The following is a 23377-nucleotide window of genomic DNA, read 5'->3' on the forward strand; positions in this document are numbered from 1 at the left end:
GGGGATCGGCGCATTACTCATGGGTAACTGAACGCTGGGTCAGTATCGGCGGCGCGGGCGGCGCCGCCAAGGTGACCAGTCCACACAACCGCTGTGAAAAGGTTCACCGCTCGGGGTAGCGTCCGGCAATAGGGACGTGATCCGGCAGGAGGAGGAGACCGTGAGCCAACCGCCGCCCCCGGATCCCGACCGGCCGCCGTCGCCCTGGGAGCAGCCCGCGCCGGGCCCGGAGTCGCCCCAGGGGTACGACCCCAACCAGCCGCCCCCACCGCCACCGCCACCCGGGTACGACCCCTACCAGCCGCCACCGTCCTACGGGCCTCCTCCGGGCGGCCAGCCGTACGGGCAGCAGTGGGGCGCGCCACACGGCGGCTACGGGCCGCCCCCCGGCGGGGGCCGGGGGATGAACGTCCTGGCCGTTCTCTCGCTGGTGTTCGCCTTCGTGTTCGCGCCCGCCGGAATCGTGCTCGGCCACCTGGCGAAGCGGCAGATCAGCACCAGCGGCGAGGAGGGCGACCAGCTGGCCACCTGGGGGCTCATCCTCAGCTACATCTTCACCGGGCTCGGCGTGCTCGTCTGCTGCGGATGGATCGCGCTGTTCGCCATCGCCGGCAACGACGGGATGACGTACTGACGCCGGAGCCGCCATCGGGCTGCGGCCCGGCCGGCTGGGCGGGCCGCGCCGACGACGGCTCCGGCACGGTCAGCGGAACTGCGCCTCGCGGACGCTGTTGCCGCCGTCCACCACCAGCATCTGGCCGGTGATGTACGAGGCAGCCGGCGAGCAGAGGAAGGCGATCGCCGCCGCCACCTCGTCCGGCGTGCCGGGACGGCCGACCGGAGTGCCCAGGCCCTGCTTGATCTCCGCCATCGTCGACGCGGCGGTGTGGATGGTGCCGGGGGCGACGGCGTTCACGGTCACCCCGTCGGCGATCATCTCCATCGCCAGCGCCCGGGTCAGCCCGACGACACCGGCCTTCGCCGCCGCGTACGCGGCCTCGGTCGGCAGGGCGTTGACCGGCCCGGCCGTCGCCGCCAGGTTGACGATCCGGCCCCAGCCCCGCTCCGCCATCCCGCCGATGAACGCCCGGCTGCACAGGAAGGCCGTGGTGAGGTTGCGGTCGATCTCGCCCCGCCACTCGTCGTAGCTGAGCTGGGCGACCGGCCGCAGCACCTCCGGGCTCGCCCGGCTGGCCAGGCCCGCGTTGTTGACCAGCACCTCCACGTCACCGAGCTGCTCGGCGACGGCGTCCGCCAGCGCACCGACCTCCGACTCGTCGGTGAGGTCCGCGACGAAGCCGGTGACCCCCAGCTCGCCGGCCCGCTCGTGGATCCGCCGCGTGGTGGAGACGATGGCGACCCGGGCGCCCAGGTCGGCGAGGCGACGGGCGGTCGCGTACCCGATGCCGTCCGGGCTGCCGGCCCCGGTGACCAGCGCGACCTTGCCGTCGAGCCGCATCGTGACCGGCTCCGGCAGGGCAGCCGGCTCGTCGTGGTCGGCTGGGCCGGTCGCCAGCCGGCTGCGGCGGGCCAGGCCGGGACGGCTCGCGTCCCGTCTCGGTCGGCTGCCGGCTCTCGCGTCAATCGCCATGCCAGGATCCTGCCCGGTCACCGGGGTCCGGGCAACGCGGCACCCGGTGGCGGCGTCCTCGCATTTGCGTCCGGCTGATTACTCTGACGGCTCACCCGCACCTCGATGGAGAGCAGACGATGAGCTATCCCCCGCCGTCCGGCGGCTGGCAGGACCCGGCGTGGTCCGGTCAGCAGCCGACGCCTCCGGCCGACCCGACCCTCCCGGTGAGCGGTCAGCCCATTCCCACCCAGCCGACCGGCGGCGACCCGTACGCGCCGACTAACCCGTACCCGGGCATGCCCGGCGACCCGTACGCGGGCGTCAAGCAGACCTCGGGCCAGCCCGCGCCGGGCCCGTACGCCCCCGGCGGTTACCCGCCGCCGGCGCACCCCGGCTACGGCTACCCGCCACAACGGACGAACACCATGGCCATCGTGGCGCTGGTGCTGTCGCTCGTGGGTATCGCGTCCTGCATCACCGCGCCGATCGGGGCCATCCTCGGCCACGTGGCGCGCAAGCAGATCCGGCAGACCGGCGAGGGCGGCGAGGGCATGGCGAAGGCCGCCATCATCGTCGGCTGGATCCTGACCGGTCTCCTGGTGCTGCTGATCGCCTTCTACGTGGTGGTGATCATCTTTGCCATCGCCTCCGAGGGCGGCAGCAGCGGTAGCAGCTTCTGAGCGGCACGGAAAGCAGCGTGCCGCCCCGGTGGACACCGGGGCGGCACGCGGACGGAAGCGACTACTCCGAGGGCGGGGTGAACGTCGAGGTGCGGCTCATCCCGGCCGCTCGGCCCTTCGCCGCGATCACCAGCGCCATCTTGCGGGACGCCTCGTCGATCATCTCGTCGCCGAGCATCACCGCGCCGAGCCTGCCGCCCGCCTCCGAGGTGTAGTGCTCGTACGCGTCGAGGATGAGCTCCGCGTGGTCGTAGTCGGCCTGGGCCGGCGAGTAGACGTCGTTGGCCGCGTCGATCTGGCCCGGGTGCAGCACCCACTTGCCGTCGAAGCCCAGCGCGGCCGAGCGCTTGGCCACCTCACGGAAGGCGTCGACGTCCCGGATCTGCAGGAACGGGCCGTCGATGGCCTGCTTGTCGTGCATGCGGGCGGCCATCAGGATGCGCATCAGGATGTAGTGGTAGGGGTCGCCCGGGTAGTCCGGGATCAGCGCGCCCACCACCAGCGACTTCATGTTGATCGAGGCCATGAAGTCGGCGGGGCCGAAGATGATGGTCTCCACCCGGGGCGACGCGGCGGCGATCGCGTCGACGTTCACCAGACCGGCCGCATTCTCGATCTGCGCCTCGATGCCGATCCGGCCGACCTCGAGGCCGAGCGTCTTCTCCAACTGGGTGAGGGTCATGTCCAGCCACTGCACCTGGGCGGCGTTCTGCACCTTGGGCAGCATGATGCAGTCGAGGTTGGCGCCGGCGCCCTCGACGATGTCGATGACGTCCCGGTACGTCCACGGCGTGGTCAGGTCGTTCACCCGGACCACGCGGGTCTTTCCGGCCCAGTCGCCCTCGTTGAGCGCGGCGACGATGTTCTTGCGGGCGTCCGGCTTCGCGAGCGGGGCGACCGCGTCCTCCAGGTCCAGGAAGACCTGGTCAGCGGGGAGGCCCTGAGCCTTGCCCAGCATCTTGACGCTGGAACCCGGTACCGCGAGGCAGGACCGGCGGGGGCGACCGACTGCGGCCATGGATGCGCTCCTTCCAGCGTGCGGCGGGCACGCCGACGCCACCTGAACGTGAGATTCCGAGAACTTAACGATCCCAAAGGGCGTTGTGACGCCACGGTAACCTCGTGCCGTGACCGGGGTGAATGGACCTGTGGAAGATCTCACTGGGCGTCGGCTGGTGGTGGTGACCGGGGCGAGCTCCGGCATCGGCCTCGCAGCCGCCGTCGACCTGGCCGCCCGGGGCGACCAGGTGGTGCTCGTCGGGCGCGACCCCGCCCGCCTCCAAGCCGCCGCCGAGCAGGTGCGGGACGCCGCCGGCGAGCGTCCCGAGCTGTTCCGGGCCGACTTCGCGGTCCTCGACGACGTGCGAGGGCTGGCCGAACGGCTGCGCGCCGCGTACGACCGCATCGACGTCCTGGCGAACAACGCCGGGGCGATCGTGCTCCAGCCGATCACCACCGTCGACGGGTACGAACTGTCGATCCAGGCGAACCACCTCGCGCCGTTCCTGCTGACGAACCTCCTGCGCGACCGGGTCGGCCGGATCGTCGTCACCGCCTCGGGCGCGCACCGCAGCGGCTCGCTCGACCCCGACGATCTCAACCGGCCGCTGCGCCGCTACCGCCCGATGAACGCCTACGGCACCAGCAAGCAGGCCAACATCCTCTTCACCGCCGAAGCGGCACGGCGCTGGCCGGACATCCCGGCGTACTGCTTCCACCCGGGCGTGGTGCGGACGCGGTTCGGCAACGACAGCCGGATGGTCGCGCTCGGCATGCGCCTGCTGCCGTTCCGCAGCCCGGAGAAGGGCGCGGAGACCCTGGTCTGGCTCGCCAACCAGGACCCGGACCGGCTGCGCAGCGGCGCGTACTACATGGACCGCCGGCTGCGCCGCCCGCTACCCAAGGCGGCCGACCCGCAGCTCGCCGCCCGGCTCTGGACGGCCAGCGCCAAGGCTGTCGGCGTCGGCGAGTAGGCGGCCCGACGTCCCAGCCCGGTGTTGTACCCGGACGAAGCTCCAGCTCCCCCGGGCGTCGTCCGGGCCCGCCGCGAGCCGACAGATGACCGGCGCGACAGGCCTTGGCGGGTTGCCGCGTCGCGCCGGCGCTGCGATGCTCCGCCGCATGACTTTCCCGGGGAGCGACACGATCCAGGTGCTCGGTGCGGACAAGGAGCTGGAGGAGCGGCTCAGCGCGGAACTGACCGCGTTCAACAACCGGGCGACCGGGGCGGCGGACGAGACCGACCTGTCGGTCCGGGTGACCGACGCCGACGGTGAACTGGTCGCCGGGTTGACCGGCTGGAGCTGGGGCGACTGCGCCGGGATCAACATGGTCTGGGTCCGCGAGGACCGCCGGAGCGAGGGCTGGGGCGGCCGGCTGCTGCGCGCCGCCGAGGAGGAGGCCCGCCGGCGCGGCTGCACCCAGATGTCGGTGTCGTCGTTCTCGTTCCAGGCGCCGGAGTTCTACCGCCGGCACGGCTACCTGGACACCGGGCGCCGCGAGGGCATCCCCGGCGGGAACGTCGACCACCACTTCTGGAAGTCGCTGGTGACCGACCCGGCCGCCGCGGTGCGCCTGGTCGCGCTGGTGGAGCTGCCCCCCGGCGCGGTCGAGGAAGGCCGGGCGTACGAGGACCGGGTGCTCGGCCTGCTGGGGCGGCACGGCGGGCGGGTGGAGCGCCGGCTGCGCACCGGTGACGGGCGTACCGAGGTGCACGTCATCCGGTTCGACACGCGGGCGGGCTACGAGTCCGCCCTGGCCGACCCGGAGCGGCTCGCGCTGCGGGCCGCCCTCGGCGACGCCGCCCCGACGACCCGGGTCCTCGAGGTCGAGGAGGTCTGACCGCAACCGGTGAGGTGGCTCGCGACCCCCGCACCGTCACGGACGGGCCGAGCCGGGCAGCCGAAGCGGCGGGAACGGCGCCGCCGGACGGACGTCAGTCCGGTACGGGAGCGGCGTCCGCGGGGACGGTGGGCGCGGCCGAGGTGGCCCGGATGCGGCGGGTCCGGGCCCCACCGAGGATCACCACCGCGACCCCGGCCAGGAGCAGGGCCAGGCCGGGCAGCGCGAGGGTACGCGGCAGCTGATCCAGCCACACCCAGCCGATGAGCGCGGCCCCGGGGGCCTCCAGCAGGATCAGCACGCTGACCGTGGTCGCCGACACCCGGCGCAGGGCGTAGTTGAACATCGAGTGCCCGAGCAGTTGGGCGCCGGCCACCAGGGCCAGCACGACGAGCCAGGTGGTGGCGTCGAAGCCGGTCACCGGCACGCCGCCGACCAGACACACCACCAGCAGCAACGCCGCACACACCCCGTAGCAGATGGTCGTGTACGTGGTGGTGCTCACCGCCGTACGGGCGCGCTCGCCGAGCGCGGTGTAGACCGCCGCGAACATGCCGCCCGTCACGGCGAGCAGGTCACCGGCGAAGGCGGGGCCGGACACGGCGAAGTCCGCCCCGGTGGCCAGGGCGGCGCCGGCGACCGACACACCGATGCCGATCCACACCGTCACCGGCAGCCGGCGCCCCTGCGCCCGGGCGATCAGTCCCTGCCAGACGGGCTGGGTCGCGACCAGCGTGGTGGCCGCCGCGACCGAGGTGAGCTGCGCGCTCGGCATCCACGTGGCGAAGTGCGCGGCGAGCGCGACACCGGAGAGTACGCAGTACCAGCCCTCGCGCCGGCCGCCACGCGCGGTCAACGCCCGAAACTCCGCCCGCCGCCGCACCAGTGCGACCGGACCGAGTAGGGCCGTCGAGAGCAGGTTGCGCCAGAAGGCGATCGCGAGGGCCGGCGCGGCCGCGAAGGCGACCAGGGGCGCGGACGACGACACGGCCACCACGGCGAGCGCGAGCGCCCCGAACGTCAGCGGGTCCGGTGCCGGGCGGTGCGGTGCGGAGGACACGGGGAGAAATAGTCACACAACTTCGGTAACAACCGACGGTCAGCGCCCGGTTACGATCCAGGCCGTCCGTCGGCGACCCCCCTCGACCGCCCGGAGGCCCTCCCCCATGCCCATGTTCCAGGCGGTGCTGTTCGACTTCTTCGGCACGCTGACCCGTTCGGTGCAGCGCGGCGCGGCACACCGGACGACCGCCGACCTGCTCGGATGCCCGCCCGACGTCCTCGTCGACGTGCTCGACCGCACCTACTACCAGCGCGCCACCGGCCGCCTGGGCACCGCCGAGGCCACCCTGCGCTGGGTCTGCGAGCAGGCCGGTGTCCGCCCCTCCGACACGGCGGTGCGGTCGGCGGTGGCCGCCCGGCACGACGCCGTCCGGGCCGACACCCGGCTCCGTGAGGAGGCGGTGCCGACCCTGGCCGCGCTGCGCCGGCGGGGTGTGCGGACCGGGCTGGTCAGCGACTGCACCCACGAGCTGCCGGCCTTCCTGCCGCACCTGCCGATCGACCCGCTGCTCGACGTCCGCGTCTTCTCCGTACAGGTCGGCCGCTGCAAGCCGGCCCCGGAGCTGTACCGGACGGCGTGCCGCCGGCTCGGCGTGGCACCGGCCGAGTGCCTGTACGTCGGCGACGGCGGCAGCCAGGAGCTGACCGGGGCGGAGCGAGCCGGGCTGACCGCCGTCCGCCTGGTCGCCCCCGACCTCGCGGGCCACATGGCGTTCAACCGCGACGACGCCTGGACCGGCCCCGAGCTGCTCTCCCTAACCGAGGTGGTGAACCTGGTTGACGAGCCAGCACCCACCGCCGCGACACGCCGCGGGTGAAAGGAAGGGCCCCTTCTTAACGCCTGCGGTAGTGGAAGGGACCCCTGTTAACGGCGCAACCGCTCAGCGGCGCCGGACCCGGTGCAGGCGGAACGGCTTGCGGGTGGCCCGGACAACCGGCGCCTCGCGCGGCACCTCGGCCAGCGAGTCGGCGGGCAGCGCGGCGCCGGCCAACGGCTCGCCGGCGGGCGTCAGCCGGTTGAGGGCGCAGCCGTCAGCCGCCCAGCGCGCCACGAGGTCGGCGGTCGGGCCGGGCGCGTTCAGCCGCTTCGCCGCGACCAACGGCGCGACAGTCTCCCAGTCCTCGCTGCCCGGGGCCACCCGGGACACGTCGGCCGTCCAGGTGACGATCCGGCCGCCGTGGTCGCCCCGCAGGGTGACCTGCGCGTGGGTGGCGTCGGCGAGCCCCGGCGCGGACTGCTCGCCCGGCCCGCTCACCACCAACAGCGCCCCCTCCAGGGGGAAGCACCAGAGGGCGAGGGCCGGGCCGCCGGGCACGGCGACCCAGGCCACAGCGGCCTTCTTCGTCGCCTCGTCGACGAGGGGCGTGGTGGTCCGCTCTGCGTCCGTCACTCCCGCATCCTCCCGTACGCGTACCCGGCTCGCGCGGCCAGGCGGCGTTAACAAGGGACCCTTTCCCTACCGCAGGCGTTAAGAAGGGGCCCTTCCTTGCACCTCAGCGCGGGTCAGCCGATGAAGGGTGGGACCAGGATCTCGCCGCGGGCCACCGGCATCACCTGACCCGAGACGGTGGCGCCGACCGCGGTGCCCCCGGCCGCGGTCACCGTGCAGGCCAGCGACGACGGGCGGTTGAGCTCGACGCCCTGGCGTACGGCGTAGCTCGACCGGCCCTCCCCGGGGAGCAGCCCGCTCGCCACGAGCCACACCCCGAGCCCGAGGGCGGCGGAGCCGGTGGCCGGATCCTCCGGCACGCCCAGCCCGGGAACGAAGACCCGCGCGTGGGCGGTTTGCGAGTCGGCGTCCCAGGAGAAGACGCTGACGTGCTCCACCCCGTACCGCTGCGCCGCCGCCGCGTTGACCCGCGCGCGGGCCACCGCGTCCGCACGCACCGGGAGGTACGGGAACTCGAGGCCGCAGCCGGCCACCCGGGGCGCCGGGCCGACGTGGTCGTCCGCGGTGAGCCCGGCCATCTCCAGCAGCGGGTCCGGGTCCAGTTCGGGGCCGAGGGTGGGCATGCCGCCGGTCAGCGTCGCGCCCGTCGCGGTGACCTCGATCGGCAGGACGCCGGCCCCGCACTCCTGCAGGACCGGGCCGGCGCCGAACAGCCCCCGCCGGCTCGCGGTGACCGCCGCTCCGACGCTCGGATGCCCGGCGAACGGCAACTCGTCGACGGGCGTGAAGATCCGCGCCCGGTAGGTGGCGCCGGCCTGGGTGGGCGGGAGCACGAACACGGTCTCGGAGAGGTTGAACTCGAGTGCGAGCGCCTGCATCTGCTCGGTGGCCAGCCCGTCGGCACCGAACACCACCGCCAGCGGGTTGCCGGCGAAGGGGCGGTCCGTGAACACGTCCACGATCTCGTAGGCCAGGGTCGACATGGTGATAAACACTAGGCGCTGCCGGCCGGTATCGACGTTCCAGCCCGGCCGCGCCGGACCGGGACGCCAGGACAGGCCCTAGGCTGGTGCGCGTGAGCTCGCCGACCCGGGTCTACATCGCCCGCCTCGCCGGCGTCGCCGTCTACGACCCCAACGGCGACCAGGTCGGCCGCGTACGTGACGCGGTGGCCCGGCTGCGGCCCACGAAGCGTCCGCCGGAGGTCGTCGGTCTGGTCGCCGAGATGCCGATGCGCCGGCGGATCTTCCTCTCCATCAACCGGATCACCTCGATCGACGCCGACGCCGTGGTGCTGGGCAGCGGCACGCTCAACCTGCGTCGCTTCGAGAAGCGCCCCAACGAGCTGCTCGTGCTCCAGGAACTGCTGGACCGCCGGGTGCAGATCGACCCGGGCGGGCAGGCGGGCACGGTGGTGGACGTGGCGATGGAGTCGACCCGCGGCGAGTGGTCGCTCACCCGGGTCGCGGTACGGGAGCAGACCGGCCGGCTCTCCCGCCGGGGTCACCTGCACCAGGTCGAGTGGGACCGGGTCCGCGGGTTGAGCGGGATCGCGGACACCCGGGGCACCGCCAACCTGCTGGCCGTACTGGAGGACATGCGCCCGGCCGACCTGGCCAACGCCCTGCAGGACCTGCCCGACGCGCGGCGCAACGAGGTCGCGGCGGCGTTGGACGACGCGCGTCTCGCCGATGTGCTGAGCGAGTTGCCGGAGCACGACCAGGTGGAGATCCTGGCCGCGCTGAACCGGGAGCGCGCCGCTGACGTGCTGGAGCTGATGGACCCGGACGACGCCGCCGACCTGCTGGGCGAGCTGCCGCCGCCGGAACAGGACGTGCTGCTCGACCTGATGGAGCCGGACGAGGCCGACCCGGTGCGGCAGCTGCTCAAGTACACGCCGGGCACGGCGGGCAGCGTGATGACCTCGGAACCGGTGATCCTGCCGCCGGACGCCACGGTCGCCGAGGCGCTGGCCCGGGTCCGGGAGCCCCAACTCTCCCCCGCCGTGGCCGCCCAGGTCTTCGTGGCCCGGGCGCCGATGACCACGCCGACCGGCCGTTACCTCGGGATGGTCCATTTCCAGCGGCTGCTGCGCGAGCCACCCGCGGACATGCTGGGCGGCGTGGTGGTCAACGACATCGACCCGCTGCGCCCGACCACCCCGCTGCCTGAGATCACCCGCCGGATGGCCACGTACGACCTGGTGGCCATGCCGGTGATCGACCGGAACAACCGGCTGGTGGGCGCGGTCACCGTCGACGACGTGCTCGATCACCTGCTGCCCCCGGACTGGCGGGAGCGGGACGCCGTTCCCGCCGGCCCGGCCGCCGCCGACGACGAGGCACCGGACGGCACGGATGGTTGAGCAGCGACGGCCGCAGCGGCTGGACCAACCCCGCGAACCCCGGCGGGTGTCCCTGCCCCGCTTCGACCCGGAGGCCTTCGGCCGCTGGTCGGAGGGGATCGCCCGGGGCATGGGTACGGCGAACTTCATCGTCTACATGACGCTGGTCATCATGGCGTGGTTCGCCTGGAACACCCTCGCGCCGGCGAACCTGCGCTTCGACCCGTACACCTTCACGTTCCTGACCCTGATGCTGTCGTTGCAGGCCAGCTACGCGGCGCCGCTGATCCTGCTGGCGCAGAACCGGCAGACGGACCGGGACCGGCTGGCGTTGGAGGAGGACCGACGCCGGGCGACGGCGCAGAAGGCGGACACCGAGTACCTGGCCCGGGAGATCGCCGCGCTGCGCAACGCGATGGGCGAGGTCGCCACCCGGGACTTCCTCCGCTCGGAGCTGGCCCGGCTCGCCGAGGAGTTGGACGACGCCGCCGAGCGCCGGCAGCGGCGGGGGCGGCCGGGCGGCGGGGACGGGCTGGACGAGCCCCGGGACGACCGGGACACCGACTACGCCCGCGACGGCCGCCCGGAGACGCGTTGAACGCCGCTTGCCTCAAGGGGCCAGGCGAGCGGCGTTCGCCTCGGATCGTCGCATTTCCGCCGGATCCCGTCCAGACACCGCCGGCCATCGAATCGCTCACACCGGCCCCCGTCAGCGGCGGTGGCGGATTTCCGCCGACGTAGCATTGCGGGCATGTCAGCACCCGTCAGCACCGTCTCCGACGCGATCCAGGCCGCCCTGGCCACCGTCAACGACCCGGAGATCCGCCGGCCCATCACCGAGCTGGGCATGGTCCGCTCCGCCACGGTCGGGGACGACGGTGTCGTCCGGGTCGAGCTGCTGCTCACCGTGGCCGGTTGCCCGCTGAAGGACAAGCTGCGCACCGACATCACCGCCGCCGTGGGCGCGGTGCCGGGCGTCGCCGGCGTGGAGATCGAGTTCGGCGTGATGAGCCCGGAGCAGCGCAAGGAGCTCCAGGCGACGCTGCGCGGCGGTGCCGCCAGCGAGGAGCCGGTGATCCCGTTCGCCCAGCCGGGGTCCCGCACCCGGGTATACGCGGTCGCCAGCGGCAAGGGCGGCGTCGGCAAGTCCAGCGTGACGGTCAACCTGGCGGCGGCGCTGGCCGCCCGCGGGCTCTCCGTCGGCGTGGTCGACGCCGACATCTACGGCCACTCGGTGCCCCGGATGCTCGGCGCCGACGGCCGCCCCACCCGCGTCGAGGACATGATCATGCCGCCGGAGTCGCACGGCGTGAAGGTCATCTCGATCGGCATGTTCACCGCCGGCAACGCCGCCGTCGTCTGGCGCGGCCCGATGCTGCACCGGGCGTTGCAGCAGTTCCTCGCCGACGTGTACTGGGGCGACCTGGACGTGCTCCTGCTCGACCTGCCGCCGGGCACCGGCGACGTGGCCATCTCCCTGGCCCAACTGCTGCCCAACTCGGAGATCCTGGTGGTCACCACGCCGCAGGCCGCCGCCGCCGAGGTGGCGGAGCGGGCCGGCGCGATCGCGCTGCAGACCCACCAGCGGATCGTCGGCGTCATCGAGAACATGTCGTGGCTGGAGCTGCCGGACGGTTCCCGGATGGAGGTCTTCGGGGCGGGCGGCGGCCAGACCGTCGCCGAGTCGCTGACCCGGACGATCGGCGCACAGGTGCCGCTGCTGGGTCAGATTCCGCTCGACACGCGGGTCCGCGAGGCCGGTGACGAGGGCACCCCGATCGTGCTGGCCGAGCCGGAGTCGCCGGCCGCCAAGGCCCTGGGACAGGTCGCCGACCGGCTCGCCGTCCGGCGGGAGTCCCTGCTCGGCAAGCCGCTGGGCCTCAAGCCCGCCGGCCGCTGACGGCCGACCGGCGCGGGCTTACCGAGCGAATTCGAGGTGCGGTGAATCGCGGTGTCCCGGTGCCGGGACGCCGCGATGTGCGGTAGGTCGAGTCGATCTTGCGGCGCGGCCGGGTACGGCGGCGGTCAGGTCGCGTCGTCGTAGCTGACGCGGGGGGCCGGGGCGGTGGGGGTGCTGCCGGTGGCCGTGGTCGGCCGGCTCCCGTTCGACCGCACGTCCGCGGCGGCGGCCACGTCCTTCAGCTCGTTGTGCACGCCGGTGACGTCGGCGCGCAGGTTGTCGTAGACACCCTGCAACGGCTTCCGGATGGCCGCCTCGTCCTCCTCGCTGAGCAGGTGCTTGCGGATGAACGCCTTGGGGTGCAGGTCCTCCAGCTGGATGTCGGTGCCCAGCTCGCGGCTCAGGTCGCTGGTGGCGCTGGTCGCCATCCGGCGGAGGTTGCGCACCATCCGGAGACCGTCGTTGATGACGGCGGGCAGCCGATCACCGAAGATCAGCAGCGCCAGGAGCAGCAGCGCACCGATCTCCCACCAGTTCAGGTTGTCGAACACTGCGCGGGCCTCCTCTCGGCGTCACCGCAAGCCTACGCACGTCGTAGGCCACCCGGGGAGGGGGTGCGGGCGTCACTTCACGTCTGCGGCGAGCGTCACCGAGGCGTTCTGCTGGGACGTGCCCCGACGGTACTCGACGGTCACCACGGATCCAGGCGCGAACTTGCGGACCAGGGCGATCAGGTCGGTGGGCTCGGTCATCGGACGCCCGTTGAGCTTGAGGATCACGTCGCCGGCCTTCAGCCCGGCGCCCGCCGCGGGGCCGGACGGCTCCACCGAGTTCAGCCGTACGCCGGCACCCGCGCCCAGGCCGGGGCCACCGACCTGGGCGCCGATCACCGTACGCCGGGCCTTGCCGGTGCCGATGATGTCCTGGGTGATCCGTTTGGCCTGGTTGATGGGAATGGCGAAGGCGAGCCCGATGTTGCCCGCCTCCTGCCCGTCCGCGACAAGTGACTTGATCGTGGAGTTGACGCCGATCACCCGGCCGGCGCCGTCGATCAGTGGACCGCCGGAGTTGCCGTGGTTGACCGCCGCGTCGGTCTGGATCGCCGCGTAGTAGCGGGTCGGGCCGCCCGGCTCACCCGCCTGCATGGTGCGGTCGAGGGCACTGATGATGCCCGCGGTGACCGTGTTGGCCAGCGAGAGCGGCGAGCCAATGGCGAGCACCGGGTCGCCCACGGCAAGCGCGTCGGAGTCGCCGAACTCCACCGGCCGCAGGCCGCTCCTGGCGACCTTGATGACCGCGATGTCGGATTCCGGGTCCTGCCCGACGACGGTGGCCGGGGCCGTGCTGCCGTCGTTGAAGACCACGGAGGCCCGGCCGGTCGCACCCGCCACCACGTGGTCGTTGGTGATCACGTGGCCGTCGGCGCTGACGATGAACCCGGAGCCCTCGCTCGTCCCGCCGAGACTGGCCACGCGGACCGTGACCACGCTCGGCAGGACCCGTTCCGCCACCCCGGCCAGCGACTCCGGCTTCCGCTGCGCCAACTCCGGCGGTTGCACCGGGCCAGCACCGAGCACGGACCCCGCGCCACCGCCGCCGCGAACGGCGAACGCGTACCCGAGGGCACCGCCCAGCGCGCCCGCGAGCAGGGCGGTGATCAGCGGGATGAGGAGCAGGTGCCGCAGCGCCGGCCGACCGGGGGCGTCCGGGTCGGTCACCGGCTCCGGCTCGCCGGCGGCGGCCGGCGCCGCGGGCACCACCACCGCCGCGGGCGCCGCCGGGTCACGCCACGGGTCGGCGAGCGCGTCGGACCACCAGGGTGAGGCCGTGCCACCGGTGCCGCCCGGCGGCGACACCGCCGGCGGGTGCGCGGGCGGTGGCGGGCCCGCCGGTCCGGGGCTCGTCCCGGGCTGGCGCCAGTCCCAGCCGTCGGTCACGTCGTTGCCTCCCACTCGTCCCCGGGCCCGTCCACGCGGCCCTCGGGCCGCCCCGTCCGATCGGACGGACGCCGCTTCCAGGATTACACGGATGCCGTGAGTGGGGTCAGCGGTTGCCGCGCGTGATCGTCGATGCCGGGACGCCCGGCTGCGCCCGTCACGTGTCACATCTAGGCTCACAGTGCCCACTCGACCCGTACCACATGTGCCGCCCGGAGGTGTCCCATCGCCACGGTCGCCGGTTCCGGTCCGTCGACGGCTCAGGCCCTGCAGTTCGCCGAGTCGTACGTGACCGAGGATCTCGTGCTCCGCACGGCCCGCAGTCTCGCCCGTGAGGTCGGCCTCGACGCGGTGACGCCCGGCGCCGGCGCGGCGCTGCGGCTGCTGGCCGCCGCGGGGAACGCGCGCGCGGTCGTGGAGATCGGCACCGGAACCGGCGTCAGCGGCCTCTGGCTGCTGCGCGGAATGCGCCCCGACGGCGTGCTCACCACCATCGACGTCGAGGTGGAGCATCAGCGGATCGCCCGCCGGATCTTCGCCGAGGCCGGCTTCCCCGCCGGCCGGACGCGGATCATCACCGGCCGGGCGCTGGATGTCCTCCCCCGCCTCGCCGACGGGGCGTACGACCTGGTCTTCGTCGACGCCGAGTCGACCGGCTTCGCCGCCTGCGTGGACGCCGCCCAGCGGCTGCTGCGCCCGGGCGGGGTGCTCGCGCTCAACGGCACGCTGGCCGGCGGCCGGATCGGCGACCCGGCGGCCCGGGACATGGAGACGGTGACGATCCGGGAGACGGTCAAGGCGATCCGCGAGTCGGAGCACTGGATCCCCGCCCTGCTGCCGGTCGGCCACGGCCTGCTCGCCGCCGTGCGCTGCTGAGCGCGCCGCCGCCGGCCCGGCACGACAGCCCGTCCGGCGTCGGCCCGGCCCCCGTCGGTCCGGGGCCGGTCGGCGCCGTCGGGCGGCTCAGCGCAGCGTGTCCAGCCAGCGCAGCAGCGAGCGTACGCCCCAACCGGTCGCGCCCCTGGTCAGCTCCGCGTCGTCGCCGTCCGCCCAGGACGGCGCGGACATGTCCACGTGCACCCACCGGTCGCGCAGCTCGCCGGTGAACTCGCGCAGGTACAGGGCCGCCACCACCGACCCGGCGCCCTGGTTCGGCGCACTGTACAGGTCGGCGAGGTCGCTGCCCAGGTACTCGACGTAGTCGGCGGGCAGCGGCATCCGCCACGCCGCCTCGCCGGCCGCCTCGACCGCCGCCAGCACGTCGCCGGCGAGCCGGTCGTTCTCGCTGTAGAGGGCGCCGGTCCGCTTGCCGAGCGCCACCGCGTTCGCCCCGGTCAGCGTGGCCAGGTCGACCAGCACGTCCGGTCGCAGCTCACGGACCGCGTACGCGAGGGCGTCGGCGAGGACCAGTCGTCCCTCGGCGTCGGAGTTGGTGGTCTCGCTGGTCAGGCCGCCGTAGTGGTGGACGATGTCGCCCGGCCGGAACGCCGAGCCGCTGACCATGTTCTCGGCCAACGGCGCGAGCGCGGTGACCCGCACCGGCAGCCGCAGCGCCGCGGCGCCGACGGTGGCCGCCACCACCGCGGCCGCCCCGGCCATGTCCTTGCGCATCAGCTTCATCGCCGGCACCGGCTTGATCGAGATGCCGCCGGTGTCGAAGGTGATGCCCTTGCCGACCAGCACCACGTGGGTGCGGGCGTCGGCCGGCCGCCAGTCCAACTCGACCAGGCGCGGGCCGTGGGCCGAGCCGCCGCCCACGGCGAGAATGCCGCCGAAGCCCTCGGCGGCCAGTTCGGCCGGCTCGCGTACCCGCAGGTGCAGGTCCGGCGCCCCGGCGGCGTGGGCGGCCACCTGTCCGGCGAACCACTCGGGGTTCTTCACCGACGACGGGGTGTTGGTCAGGTCGCGGGCCCACCGGGTCAGCCGGGCGGTGGTCCGGGCCGTCTCGACCACGGCGGCGTAGCGGTCCGGGTCGGCCACCAGCAGGTCGACCCCGGTGAGCGCGGGCACACCGCCGGCGTCGGTCAGCCGGAACCGGTACGACGCCAGTAGCAGCCCCTCGTAGATGCCCCGGACGGCGGCCGGCGACGCGTCCGGCGGCAGCGCGATCGTGACGTGCGTCTCATCCGCGACGGCGCGGACCAGCGCGGCGCCGGCCCGCCGCCAGCTTCCCTCCTCGCCGTCACCGATCCCGAGCAGGACCAGCACGCCGGGGGTCCGCCCCGGGCGGAACTGGGTGCGGACCTCACCGGCGCGGCCGGTGGAGCGGGCGGCCGGGGCCAGCGCGGCGGCCTCGTCGGCGACGCCGTCGGGCAGCGTCACCGCGGTCGGTACGGGCACGGCCGGTGCGTCGTCGCCCGCCCCCTCCCCGCCCGGACAAAGGGGCAGGACGAGCGTGTCGAGGCGCTCAGGCTCGGCGACCAGACGGATGGCGAGCACGCGGGACCGTACCTCCAGGACTGAGATCGCGCGGAGCGGGAGTGACCCGGGCGCCCCACGCCGGTGAAACCCTGAGCCACCGGCCGGGCCGGTGGCTCAGGGTATGACGAACCGTCCGGGCGGCGGACGCCGCCCAAACCGCTCCTTGATCAGCCGGCGGCCGCCTTCAGCGCGTCACCGAGCGCGTTGGCCTCGTCGGGAGTCATCTCGACGACGAGCCGGCCACCGCCCTCCAGCGGGACCCGCATGACGATGCCCCGGCCCTCCTTGGTGACTTCCAGCGGACCGTCGCCCGTCCGCGGCTTCATCGCCGCCATGTTGTCTCCCCTCAGACCTGAACCAGGGTCGGTGGGTTGCCCCACAGCCACTTCGCCACGACCATCCGCAACCTGTGCGGAGGTGTCGACCAACGATTTTCCCTGATGAACACCGCCGGACCCAAACCGAGGCAGCATTGATGTAACAGCATCTAGCTTATCTTGAGAAGGCCTGTCACAATGTGCGGTCATGCAGGCACGGTCGGCACTCTTCGACCTGTACGGTGACTACCTCCGGCCCCGGGGCGGCCGGGCGCCGGTCGCCGCCCTGGTCAAGCTGCTGGCGCCGCTCGGCATCGCGCCGCCCGCGGTGCGGACGGCGGTCTCGCGCATGGTGCGCCAGGGATGGCTGGAGCCGCTCCGGATGGCCTCCGGGCCGGGCTACGCCATCACACCAAAAGCCGCCCGCCGGCTCGACGAGGCGGCGGCGCGCATCTACCGCACCGGCCGGATCACCTGGGACGGGCGGTTCGACCTGCTCGTCCTGGAGGCGCCGGCCTCCCGGCGCGAGCGGCAACGCCTCGCCGCCAACCTGAGCTTCCTCGGCTACGGCACCCTCGACGAGTGCACCTGGGTGGCGACCCGTCCCGGCGAGGACGTGGACCTGCTGCTGGAGGAGGCGGGGGTGCGCTACGAGCGGTTCACCGCCGCCCACTCCGCCGGCACACCGGGAGCAATGGGTGTCGTCCGCCGGGCGTGGGACCTGGCCGAGATCGGCCGGGCGTACGAGCAGTTCGTCGCCGAGCAGCGGCCGCTGCTGTCCGGCGTCACCGTCCGCAGCCCCGACGAGGAGGCGTACGCGGCCCGGTTCCGGCTCGTGCACGCGTGGCGTACCTTCCTGTTCCGGGACCCGCAGCTGCCGCCAGCACTGCTCCCCGAGCGTTGGCCGGGCACCGCGGCGGCCAGCTTCTTCGACCGGCACGCGGCCCGGCTGCGGCCGGCCGCCGACCGGTACGTCGAGCACTGCCTCGACGCCGGCAACCGCATCGCCCGACAGAAGGGTCGTTGACACCGTGACCGAGCCGCTGCTCGTCGACCGCACCGACGCCGTCGTCACCCTGACGCTGAACCGGCCGACGGCCATGAACGCGCTCGACGTGGCGCTCAAGGAGGCCCTGCGGGACACCCTCGCCGAGCTGGAGAGCGACCGGACCTGCCGGGCGGTGGTGCTGGCCGGGGCGGGCGGCTCGTTCTCCGCCGGTCAGGACCTGCGCGAGCACGTGAAGACCCTGGAGTCGACCGAGGGCAACCCGCTCGACACCGTCCGGGCGCACTACAACCCGATCGCCGCCCGGCTGGCGAACCTGCCCAAGCCGGTCGTCGCCGCCGTGCGGGGCATGGCCGCCGGCGCGGGCGCCTCGCTGGCCTTCCTCGCCGACATCCGCATCGGCGGGCCCTCGACCAGCTTCCTGATGGCGTTCGCCAAGGTCGGGCTCGCCGCCGACACCGGCGCGTCCTGGACGCTGCCGCGGCTGGTCGGTCACGCCAAGGCCGTCGAGCTGCTGATGCTCGCCGAGCCGGTCCGCGCCGAGGCGGCCTGCCAGCTGGGCCTGCTCAACCGGCTGGTCGCCGACGACGAGGAGGTGCTGCCGACCGCCCAGGAGCTGGCTGCCCGGCTCGCCGCCGGCCCGACGGTCGCGTACGGGGCCATCAAGCGGCAGCTCTCCATCGCCGACGCGGGCACCCTCGCCGACGCCCTCGCCGCCGAGGCGCAGGCGCAGTCGATCTGCGGGGCCACCGCCGACCACCGCTCGGCCACCATGGCGTTCGTCAACAAGCAGAAGCCGGTCTTCGAGGGCCACTGACGCGAACCGCTCCGGTCAGGGGCGGCCCTCCGGTCAGTCGTCCTCCTCCGGGTCCTGGTTGGCCTCCTCGCCGAGGACGAACGCCTGCATCGCCAGCTCGTCGCCGGACGGCGAGACGAACGCGGGCAGTTCGCGGGGGCCCAACTCCTGCACGTACGACCAGAACAGCCCGACCGCCTCCGCCGGCGACGCGGCCTCGATCGGCAGGTCCAGGCTGACCAGCCAGGTGCGCCGTGGCGGGGGCGGGCCGAGCCGGTCGGCCAGGTCCCGGAAGGCGGCCGGGGCCAGCGCGGTGAGCGGCCCGGCCAGCTCCAGCGCGTCGACGAGCACCGGCCCGTCGAAGGCCCGCCGGGTGTACGCGACCACGAGCCGCGGCCCGACGCGGTCGGACAGCGGGTCCTCCGGCACCTCCGGGCGGCGGTCGCCGGCGTCGGTGACCCGGCCCAGCGCGACCAGCCGGAGCGGCTCGTCGGCGAGCACCGCGATCCGGTCGCCGAGGCGGGGCCGGGGCTCGTCGTCGAGCCCGGTGAGTTCCAGGGTGTCGTGGTGGACGAGCCGCTCGGCCTCGTACCGGTCGGGCGGCAGCAGCACGGCCCAGGTGCCCGTGCCGTCGGCGTGGGTCGTCCGGTCGGTCCGGTACGCGGCGTCGGTCGTCATGCTCCCCATCCCATCACGTCGCCTCCGGAGCGGACACGTGGCAGCCGGCGAGATGGTCGTCCACCATGCCGGTGGCCTGCATCAGCGCGTACGCCGTGGTCGGGCCGACGAAGCGGAAGCCCCGCTTCTTGAGCGCCTTGGCCATCGCGGTGGATTCGGCGGTCAGCGCCGGAACCTCGGCGAACGAGGTCGGGCGTGCCGACCGGGGCGGCGGGACGAAGGACCACAGCAGGGCGGAGAGCCCGTCCGGCAGGTCCAGCGCGGCGCGCGCGTTGGCGACCGCCGCCTCGATCTTGGCGCGGTTGCGGACGATGCCCGCGTCGGCGAGGAGGCGGGCGACGTCCGCCTCGGTGAAGGCGGCCACCGACTCGATCCGGAACCCGTCGAAGGCCTGCCGGAACGCCGGACGCTTCCGCAGGATGGTGAGCCAGGACAGGCCCGACTGGAACGCCTCCAACGTCATCCGCTCGTAGAGCGCGTCGTCGCCGCGCACCGGCCGGCCCCACTCGGTGTCGTGGTAGACGGCGTAGTCGGGGGTGCTCGCCCCCCAGGCGCAGCGCGGCAGCCCGTCGGCGCCGATCACCAGGTCAGTCACGCGTCAACGCTAGGGCAGCCCACCGACGCACCCATTGCCTGGCGGCCCGCCCGCTGCCTATGGTGCTCGTTACCAAGCGGTAGCTGTGACGGTCGGCACAGGAACGGCACGGGGAGGCCGCCGAGATGAAGGATTTCCCGGACGTCATCACCTGGTCGATCCCGGCCTTCCTGCTGCTCATCGTGCTGGAGCGGATCTCGTACCTGATCCACCGCGACGACGACGAGGTGGGCTACGGCGCCGCCGACACGGCCACCAGCCTCGCCATGGGGCTGGGCAGCGTCTTCACCGACCTGCTCTGGAAGGTTCCGGTCGCCGCCGCGTACGCGCTGCTCTACACGCTCACCCCGCTGCGGCTCGACGAGATGTGGTGGACCTGGCCGCTGATCCTGCTGGGTCAGGACTTCTGCTACTACTGGTCGCACCGGGGGCATCACGTCATCCGCATCCTGTGGGCGTCGCACGTGGTGCACCACTCGTCGCAGCGGTTCAACCTCTCCACCGCGCTGCGCCAGCCCTGGACGGGCCTCACCAGTTGGGTCTTCTACATCCCGCTGATCCTCGCCGGCGTCCACCCGGCCGTGCTGGCGTTCTGCGGTTCGCTCAACCTGCTCTACCAGTTCTGGATCCACACCGAACGGATCGACCGGCTGCCCCGCTGGTACGAGTTCGTCTTCAACACCCCGTCGCACCATCGGGTCCACCACGCCTCCCAGGGCGGCTACCTGGACCGCAACTTCGGCGGCATCCTGATCGTCTGGGACCGGCTGTTCGGCACGTTCGCGCCGGAGCGGGAGCGGTGCGTCTACGGGCTCACCAAGAACATCGCCACCTACAACCCGGTTCGGGTGGCCTTCCACGAGTACGCCGCGATCGCCCGTGACGTGCGCGCGGCGACGAGTTGGCGGAACCGGGCGGGGCACCTGTTCGGTACGCCCGGCTGGCAGCCGGAGCCGGCGGTCGCGGCGCAGGACCCGGCGGTCACCGCACCGGCGTCGGCCACGCCGCCCGCGCCCGCGACGACCCGCTGACCACCCGGTCGCCGCCTTTGCTCTGCTTCAACCCACGCAATGATTTCGGCGCGAGACCGTTGCGCCCGTTGAAGCAGAGCAAAGGGGGCCGGGCGGGAGTGCGCCGGCTGCGCGGCGGTCCGGCCGCCGGGACACGGCTGACGGACGGCGGGGCGCGGCGGATCTCGATGGTCAGGGGAGGCGGCCCTGCTCGACCATCCGGCCGAAGCGCTTCAGCGCCTGGGTGAGGCCGACCTTCGACCCGGGCCACAGCAGCGGCCAGACGACCCGTCCGGCGGCACCGCCGGGCAGGTGGAACCACTCGTGCCAGACGACCTGCGTCCGGTCCCCGGCCAGCGGCGTGCAGCGCAGCACGCCCGGGCCCCGCAGCAGCTTCCCGCAGTGCACCACGCCGACCTCGTACGGCGCGTCCACCCGGACCACCCGCATCTCGTCGCGGAGCGCGGCCGGCCCGACCGCGGTGACCGCCTCCACCAGGCTGCCCTCGCCCCCGTCGCCCTCGACCACCCGCACCCGGGTGAACGGGATCCAGTCCGACTGGCGTTCCCAGGCGGTCAGGGCCGCGAAGACCCGTTCCGCGGGCGCCCTGACGATCACGGTGGCGGTGACCTCGGCGGCGCCGGGTTGCGCCGCCTCGCGAAGGTTCTCCGCGCCGTCCTCGGCTCTCACGCCGACTCCGAGCGCACCACCGGGCCGTGCTCGCCGAGCTGGCCCGTACCGGCCGCGTCGGCGTCCGGCCCGGACCCACCGCCGGGCGGCGGGGCGGCGCCGTTGGCGCCGGCCACCGCCGCGGCGGCCGGAGCGCCGGTGCGGTCGGCCGGGTCGGCGGGCGGGAGAGCCGCGGCGTCGGGCGGCGCCGGCTGCGCGCCGGCCGCCTTCTCACGGGCGCTGCGCAGCGCGTCGGCCTCGGCGGTGCGCCCCTCGCGCAACGCCGCGACCTCCGCCTCCAGCACGCCGATCAACTCCGACTTGTAGCCGATGTCGTACGCCGCCCGGCGCATCGCCTGGTCGACCTGGGCCATCCGGTACCCGCGCAGGGCCGTGTCGAACCGGACCTCCCCGATGTCGGACTCGCGCAGCGGGCGGGTGCCGGGCAGGGGGACGGCCTTCCCGTCCGGCTCGGCCGGCGCGAGGCCCGGATCCCGACCGGTGACCAGCACCGTCACCCCGAACACGACCGCCGCGACGGTCAGCGCCACGACCAGCAGGAGCAGAACCTGACCCATGCACAGATCGTGGCATGTCGAACGGACCGGGGCGACCCCACCACCCCAGCGACTCCTCACCTGCGGCGACGAGGGCGACCGGTCGGTCCGGCCCGCCCGGGCACCGGCTAGCGTCGTGGCCGGCCGGGCACCGGCTAGCGTCGTGGTCGGCCGGACGGCCGGCGGCGAAGATCCTCGGGAGGCGGGATGGCGGGCGCGCTTCGGCTCGGCGGGCGGACGTTCGGCCCCGGTGACCTGGTGGTCATGGCGATCGTCAACCGCACACCGGACTCGTTCTTCGACCGGGGGGCGACCTTCGCCCTGGACAGCGCGCTGCGCGCGGTCGAGCGTGCGGTCGCCGACGGCGCCGACATCATCGACATCGGCGGGGTCAAGGCCGGCCCGGGCGCCGAGGTGGACGCGACGGAGGAGATCCGCCGTACCGTCGACACCATCGCCGCCGTGCGAGCCGCCTTCCCCGACGTGGTGATCTCGATCGACACCTGGCGCGCGGAGGTGGCGGTGGAGGCGGTCGCCGCGGGCGCGGACCTGCTGAACGACACGTGGTCGGGCGCCGACCCGGCGCTGGCCCGGGTCGCGGCCGAGACCGGCGCGGGACTGGTCTGCTCCCACGCGGGCGGGCTGACGCCGCGGACCCGGCCGCACCGGGCCGCCTTCGACGACGTGGTGGCCGACGTGGTCGCGACGGTGACCGGGCTCGCCGAGCGCGCGGTCACGCTGGGGGTGCGGCGGGACGGCATCCTCATCGACCCCGCGCACGACTTCGGCAAGAACACCCGTCACTCGCTGGAGATCACCCGCCGGCTGGACGAGCTGACCGACACGGGCTGGCCGCTGCTGGTCGCCCTGTCGAACAAGGACTTCGTGGGCGAGACGCTGGACCTGCCGGTCGCCGAGCGGCTGGAGGGGACGCTCGCCGCCACCGCGATCTCGGCCTGGCTGGGCGCCCGGGTGTTCCGCGCCCATCAGGTCCGGCCGACGCGCCGCGTCCTCGACATGGTGGCGTCGATCCGGGGGGACCGCCCGCCGACGCTGACGCGGCGCGGGCTGGCCTGACAGCCGCCCGGCGCCACACCCACGCCGGCCGCCCGGACGGGCCGGCGTCAGGTCCAGCGCAGGATGTTCTTCCGCCAGGCGTAGAGGATGCCCAGCGCCAGCACCGCCACGAACACCGCCATCTCGACGACGGTGACCAGGCCGAACCCGGGCCGGTCGAACACGACCGCCCAGGGGAAGAGGAACACGGCCTCCACGGCGAACAACACGTAGAGGTACGCGTACACGTAGTAACGGATCTGCACCTGCGCCCAGTCGGCGCCGACCGGGTCCAGCCCGCACTCGTAGGTGGCCCGCTTGCCCGCCGGCTCGGCCGGACGGGCAGGACGTAACACCCGATTGGCTGAGAACGCAGTAACAAAAAAGATGAGGCTGGCGAGGAGCAGCAGCCCGAGCGTCGCGTACGAGCCCAGGTAACCGGTCACGGTGGGTCAGCCTACCGGTCCGCCCAGGGACCCGCACCGAACACGTTACGGATTTGTTTCCCCGTGGGACTAGTGCCTCCAGGCAACGATTACCGAGT

General features: G+C 73.7%; 27 protein-coding genes. 13 read left to right on the forward strand and 14 right to left on the reverse strand.

Annotation, left to right across the window (positions count from 1 at the left end):
- The first annotated feature begins 160 nt into the window (after window positions 1-160).
- A complete protein-coding gene (locus tag ACN26Y_RS04445; RefSeq protein ID WP_155329030.1) occupies window positions 161-634 on the forward strand; it encodes a DUF4190 domain-containing protein in 474 nt (157 codons plus the stop codon).
- A gap of 69 nt (window positions 635-703) precedes the next feature.
- Here ACN26Y_RS04445 and ACN26Y_RS04450 read toward each other — a convergent pair whose 3' ends face one another.
- The gene (locus tag ACN26Y_RS04450) at window positions 704-1591 is read right to left on the reverse strand and encodes an SDR family NAD(P)-dependent oxidoreductase (protein WP_155329031.1); all 888 of its coding nucleotides are present in this window, start codon (window positions 1589-1591) and stop codon (window positions 704-706) included.
- 119 nt (window positions 1592-1710) lie between these two features.
- Between ACN26Y_RS04450 and ACN26Y_RS04455 the strand changes: the two genes are divergently transcribed.
- The gene (locus ACN26Y_RS04455; protein WP_155329032.1) at window positions 1711-2253 is read left to right on the forward strand and encodes a DUF4190 domain-containing protein; all 543 of its coding nucleotides are present in this window, start codon (window positions 1711-1713) and stop codon (window positions 2251-2253) included.
- Window positions 2254-2314: 61 nt separating this feature from the next.
- On the opposite strand, the gene ACN26Y_RS04460 is transcribed toward ACN26Y_RS04455, so the two are convergent.
- Complete coding sequence (locus ACN26Y_RS04460; protein WP_155329033.1) at window positions 2315-3271, reverse strand: HpcH/HpaI aldolase/citrate lyase family protein; 957 nt, start codon at window positions 3269-3271, stop codon at window positions 2315-2317.
- A 130-nt stretch (window positions 3272-3401) separates the two neighbouring features.
- On the opposite strand from ACN26Y_RS04460, the gene ACN26Y_RS04465 reads away from it, so the two are divergent.
- Together ACN26Y_RS04465 and ACN26Y_RS04470 are read left to right on the forward strand one after the other, a co-directional pair.
- Window positions 3402-4226 (forward strand): SDR family NAD(P)-dependent oxidoreductase, encoded by an 825-nt coding sequence (locus ACN26Y_RS04465; protein WP_155329034.1) that lies wholly within the window; start codon window positions 3402-3404, stop codon window positions 4224-4226.
- 148 nt (window positions 4227-4374) lie between these two features.
- A complete protein-coding gene (locus tag ACN26Y_RS04470) occupies window positions 4375-5094 on the forward strand; it encodes a GNAT family N-acetyltransferase (protein ID WP_422734372.1) in 720 nt (239 codons plus the stop codon).
- Between the two features lie 94 nt (window positions 5095-5188).
- On the opposite strand, the gene ACN26Y_RS04475 is transcribed toward ACN26Y_RS04470, so the two are convergent.
- A complete protein-coding gene (locus ACN26Y_RS04475) occupies window positions 5189-6154 on the reverse strand; it encodes a DMT family transporter (protein WP_155329036.1) in 966 nt (321 codons plus the stop codon).
- 106 nt (window positions 6155-6260) lie between these two features.
- Between ACN26Y_RS04475 and ACN26Y_RS04480 the strand changes: the two genes are divergently transcribed.
- Complete coding sequence (locus ACN26Y_RS04480; RefSeq protein WP_155329037.1) at window positions 6261-6974, forward strand: HAD family hydrolase; 714 nt, start codon at window positions 6261-6263, stop codon at window positions 6972-6974.
- 63 nt (window positions 6975-7037) lie between these two features.
- Here the strand turns inward: ACN26Y_RS04480 and ACN26Y_RS04485 are convergent, their stop codons facing one another.
- Window positions 7038-7547, reverse strand: a complete 510-nt coding sequence (locus ACN26Y_RS04485; protein WP_155329038.1) for a hypothetical protein — start codon at window positions 7545-7547, stop codon at window positions 7038-7040.
- A gap of 113 nt (window positions 7548-7660) precedes the next feature.
- On the reverse strand, window positions 7661-8530 hold the full coding sequence (locus ACN26Y_RS04490; RefSeq protein WP_155329039.1) for a PhzF family phenazine biosynthesis protein: 870 nt from the start codon (window positions 8528-8530) through the stop codon (window positions 7661-7663).
- 92 nt (window positions 8531-8622) lie between these two features.
- On the opposite strand from ACN26Y_RS04490, the gene ACN26Y_RS04495 reads away from it, so the two are divergent.
- The 3 genes from ACN26Y_RS04495 (at window position 8623) to ACN26Y_RS04505 (ending at window position 11791) form a co-directional block, all read left to right on the forward strand.
- Entirely contained in the window at window positions 8623-9912 is a 1290-nt protein-coding gene (locus tag ACN26Y_RS04495) for a magnesium transporter MgtE N-terminal domain-containing protein (RefSeq protein WP_155329040.1), read from the forward strand.
- On the forward strand, window positions 9905-10489 hold the full coding sequence (locus ACN26Y_RS04500; RefSeq protein ID WP_155329041.1) for a DUF1003 domain-containing protein: 585 nt from the start codon (window positions 9905-9907) through the stop codon (window positions 10487-10489). The genes ACN26Y_RS04495 and ACN26Y_RS04500 overlap by 8 nt, the downstream gene beginning before the upstream one ends.
- Before the next feature lie 153 nt (window positions 10490-10642).
- A complete protein-coding gene (locus tag ACN26Y_RS04505; protein ID WP_366602568.1) occupies window positions 10643-11791 on the forward strand; it encodes an Mrp/NBP35 family ATP-binding protein in 1149 nt (382 codons plus the stop codon).
- Window positions 11792-11916: 125 nt separating this feature from the next.
- On the opposite strand, the gene ACN26Y_RS04510 is transcribed toward ACN26Y_RS04505, so the two are convergent.
- On the reverse strand, window positions 11917-12342 hold the full coding sequence (locus ACN26Y_RS04510) for a preprotein translocase subunit TatB (RefSeq protein ID WP_155329043.1): 426 nt from the start codon (window positions 12340-12342) through the stop codon (window positions 11917-11919).
- A gap of 72 nt (window positions 12343-12414) precedes the next feature.
- Window positions 12415-13728 (reverse strand): S1C family serine protease, encoded by a 1314-nt coding sequence (locus tag ACN26Y_RS04515; protein ID WP_366602566.1) that lies wholly within the window; start codon window positions 13726-13728, stop codon window positions 12415-12417.
- 288 nt (window positions 13729-14016) lie between these two features.
- Between ACN26Y_RS04515 and ACN26Y_RS04520 the strand changes: the two genes are divergently transcribed.
- Window positions 14017-14604 (forward strand): O-methyltransferase, encoded by a 588-nt coding sequence (locus tag ACN26Y_RS04520; RefSeq protein WP_422734373.1) that lies wholly within the window; start codon window positions 14017-14019, stop codon window positions 14602-14604.
- 87 nt (window positions 14605-14691) lie between these two features.
- Here the strand turns inward: ACN26Y_RS04520 and ACN26Y_RS04525 are convergent, their stop codons facing one another.
- Together ACN26Y_RS04525 and ACN26Y_RS04530 are read right to left on the reverse strand one after the other, a co-directional pair.
- Entirely contained in the window at window positions 14692-16167 is a 1476-nt protein-coding gene (locus tag ACN26Y_RS04525; protein WP_155329046.1) for a leucyl aminopeptidase family protein, read from the reverse strand.
- A gap of 149 nt (window positions 16168-16316) precedes the next feature.
- Window positions 16317-16484, reverse strand: coding sequence for a DUF3117 domain-containing protein (locus ACN26Y_RS04530; RefSeq protein ID WP_007455245.1), 168 nt, complete (start codon window positions 16482-16484; stop codon window positions 16317-16319).
- A gap of 190 nt (window positions 16485-16674) precedes the next feature.
- On the opposite strand from ACN26Y_RS04530, the gene ACN26Y_RS04535 reads away from it, so the two are divergent.
- Window positions 16675-17493 carry a PaaX family transcriptional regulator C-terminal domain-containing protein gene (locus ACN26Y_RS04535; RefSeq protein WP_155329047.1) on the forward strand — a complete coding sequence of 273 codons (819 nt, stop codon included), beginning with the start codon at window positions 16675-16677 and terminating at the stop codon, window positions 17491-17493.
- A gap of 4 nt (window positions 17494-17497) precedes the next feature.
- Complete coding sequence (locus ACN26Y_RS04540; RefSeq protein WP_155329048.1) at window positions 17498-18289, forward strand: enoyl-CoA hydratase-related protein; 792 nt, start codon at window positions 17498-17500, stop codon at window positions 18287-18289.
- Between the two features lie 33 nt (window positions 18290-18322).
- On the opposite strand, the gene ACN26Y_RS04545 is transcribed toward ACN26Y_RS04540, so the two are convergent.
- Entirely contained in the window at window positions 18323-18946 is a 624-nt protein-coding gene (locus ACN26Y_RS04545; RefSeq protein WP_155329049.1) for a hypothetical protein, read from the reverse strand.
- A 13-nt stretch (window positions 18947-18959) separates the two neighbouring features.
- A complete protein-coding gene (locus tag ACN26Y_RS04550) occupies window positions 18960-19541 on the reverse strand; it encodes a DNA-3-methyladenine glycosylase I (protein ID WP_155329050.1) in 582 nt (193 codons plus the stop codon).
- A 125-nt stretch (window positions 19542-19666) separates the two neighbouring features.
- Here ACN26Y_RS04550 and ACN26Y_RS04555 point away from each other — a divergent pair, with 125 nt between their 5' ends.
- Window positions 19667-20572: a sterol desaturase family protein gene (locus ACN26Y_RS04555; protein ID WP_422734374.1), complete on the forward strand. Its 906-nt coding sequence runs from the start codon at window positions 19667-19669 to the stop codon at window positions 20570-20572.
- Window positions 20573-20743: 171 nt separating this feature from the next.
- Here ACN26Y_RS04555 and ACN26Y_RS04560 read toward each other — a convergent pair whose 3' ends face one another.
- Window positions 20744-21241: an SRPBCC family protein gene (locus ACN26Y_RS04560; RefSeq protein WP_155329052.1), complete on the reverse strand. Its 498-nt coding sequence runs from the start codon at window positions 21239-21241 to the stop codon at window positions 20744-20746.
- Window positions 21238-21798 carry a DivIVA domain-containing protein gene (locus ACN26Y_RS04565; protein ID WP_230688870.1) on the reverse strand — a complete coding sequence of 187 codons (561 nt, stop codon included), beginning with the start codon at window positions 21796-21798 and terminating at the stop codon, window positions 21238-21240. Before ACN26Y_RS04565 ends, ACN26Y_RS04560 begins: the two co-directional genes overlap by 4 nt.
- Window positions 21799-21984: 186 nt before the next feature.
- Between ACN26Y_RS04565 and folP the strand changes: the two genes are divergently transcribed.
- Window positions 21985-22854 (forward strand): dihydropteroate synthase, encoded by an 870-nt coding sequence (gene folP, locus ACN26Y_RS04570; protein ID WP_155329053.1) that lies wholly within the window; start codon window positions 21985-21987, stop codon window positions 22852-22854.
- A 47-nt stretch (window positions 22855-22901) separates the two neighbouring features.
- Here the strand turns inward: folP and ndhC are convergent, their stop codons facing one another.
- Window positions 22902-23279 carry an NADH-quinone oxidoreductase subunit A gene (ndhC, locus tag ACN26Y_RS04575; protein ID WP_155329054.1) on the reverse strand — a complete coding sequence of 126 codons (378 nt, stop codon included), beginning with the start codon at window positions 23277-23279 and terminating at the stop codon, window positions 22902-22904.
- Between the last annotated feature and the right edge of the window lie 98 nt (window positions 23280-23377).

Origin of the sequence: Micromonospora sp. WMMD558 (assembly GCF_049315255.1) — a bacterium.
Taxonomy (GTDB): domain Bacteria; phylum Actinomycetota; class Actinomycetes; order Mycobacteriales; family Micromonosporaceae; genus Micromonospora.

Bases quoted from the DNA above. Each gene is read 5' to 3' on its own strand.
- ACN26Y_RS04455 (WP_155329032.1), top strand. From the start codon at position 1,711: ATGAGCTATCCCCCGCCGTCCGGCGGCTGGCAGGACCCGGCGTGGTCC.
- ACN26Y_RS04530 (WP_007455245.1), bottom strand. From the start codon at position 16,484: ATGGCGGCGATGAAGCCGCGGACGGGCGACGGTCCGCTGGAAGTCACC.
- ACN26Y_RS04565 (WP_230688870.1), bottom strand. From the start codon at position 21,798: ATGGGTCAGGTTCTGCTCCTGCTGGTCGTGGCGCTGACCGTCGCGGCG.
- ACN26Y_RS04450 (WP_155329031.1), bottom strand. From the start codon at position 1,591: ATGGCGATTGACGCGAGAGCCGGCAGCCGACCGAGACGGGACGCGAGC.
- ACN26Y_RS04470 (WP_422734372.1), top strand. From the start codon at position 4,375: ATGACTTTCCCGGGGAGCGACACGATCCAGGTGCTCGGTGCGGACAAG.
- ACN26Y_RS04555 (WP_422734374.1), top strand. From the start codon at position 19,667: ATGAAGGATTTCCCGGACGTCATCACCTGGTCGATCCCGGCCTTCCTG.
- ACN26Y_RS04480 (WP_155329037.1), top strand. From the start codon at position 6,261: ATGCCCATGTTCCAGGCGGTGCTGTTCGACTTCTTCGGCACGCTGACC.
- ACN26Y_RS04545 (WP_155329049.1), bottom strand. From the start codon at position 18,946: ATGACGACCGACGCCGCGTACCGGACCGACCGGACGACCCACGCCGAC.
- ACN26Y_RS04505 (WP_366602568.1), top strand. From the start codon at position 10,643: ATGTCAGCACCCGTCAGCACCGTCTCCGACGCGATCCAGGCCGCCCTG.
- ACN26Y_RS04535 (WP_155329047.1), top strand. From the start codon at position 16,675: ATGCAGGCACGGTCGGCACTCTTCGACCTGTACGGTGACTACCTCCGG.
- folP (WP_155329053.1), top strand. From the start codon at position 21,985: ATGGCGGGCGCGCTTCGGCTCGGCGGGCGGACGTTCGGCCCCGGTGAC.
- ACN26Y_RS04490 (WP_155329039.1), bottom strand. From the start codon at position 8,530: ATGTCGACCCTGGCCTACGAGATCGTGGACGTGTTCACGGACCGCCCC.
- ACN26Y_RS04500 (WP_155329041.1), top strand. From the start codon at position 9,905: ATGGTTGAGCAGCGACGGCCGCAGCGGCTGGACCAACCCCGCGAACCC.
- ACN26Y_RS04460 (WP_155329033.1), bottom strand. From the start codon at position 3,271: ATGGCCGCAGTCGGTCGCCCCCGCCGGTCCTGCCTCGCGGTACCGGGT.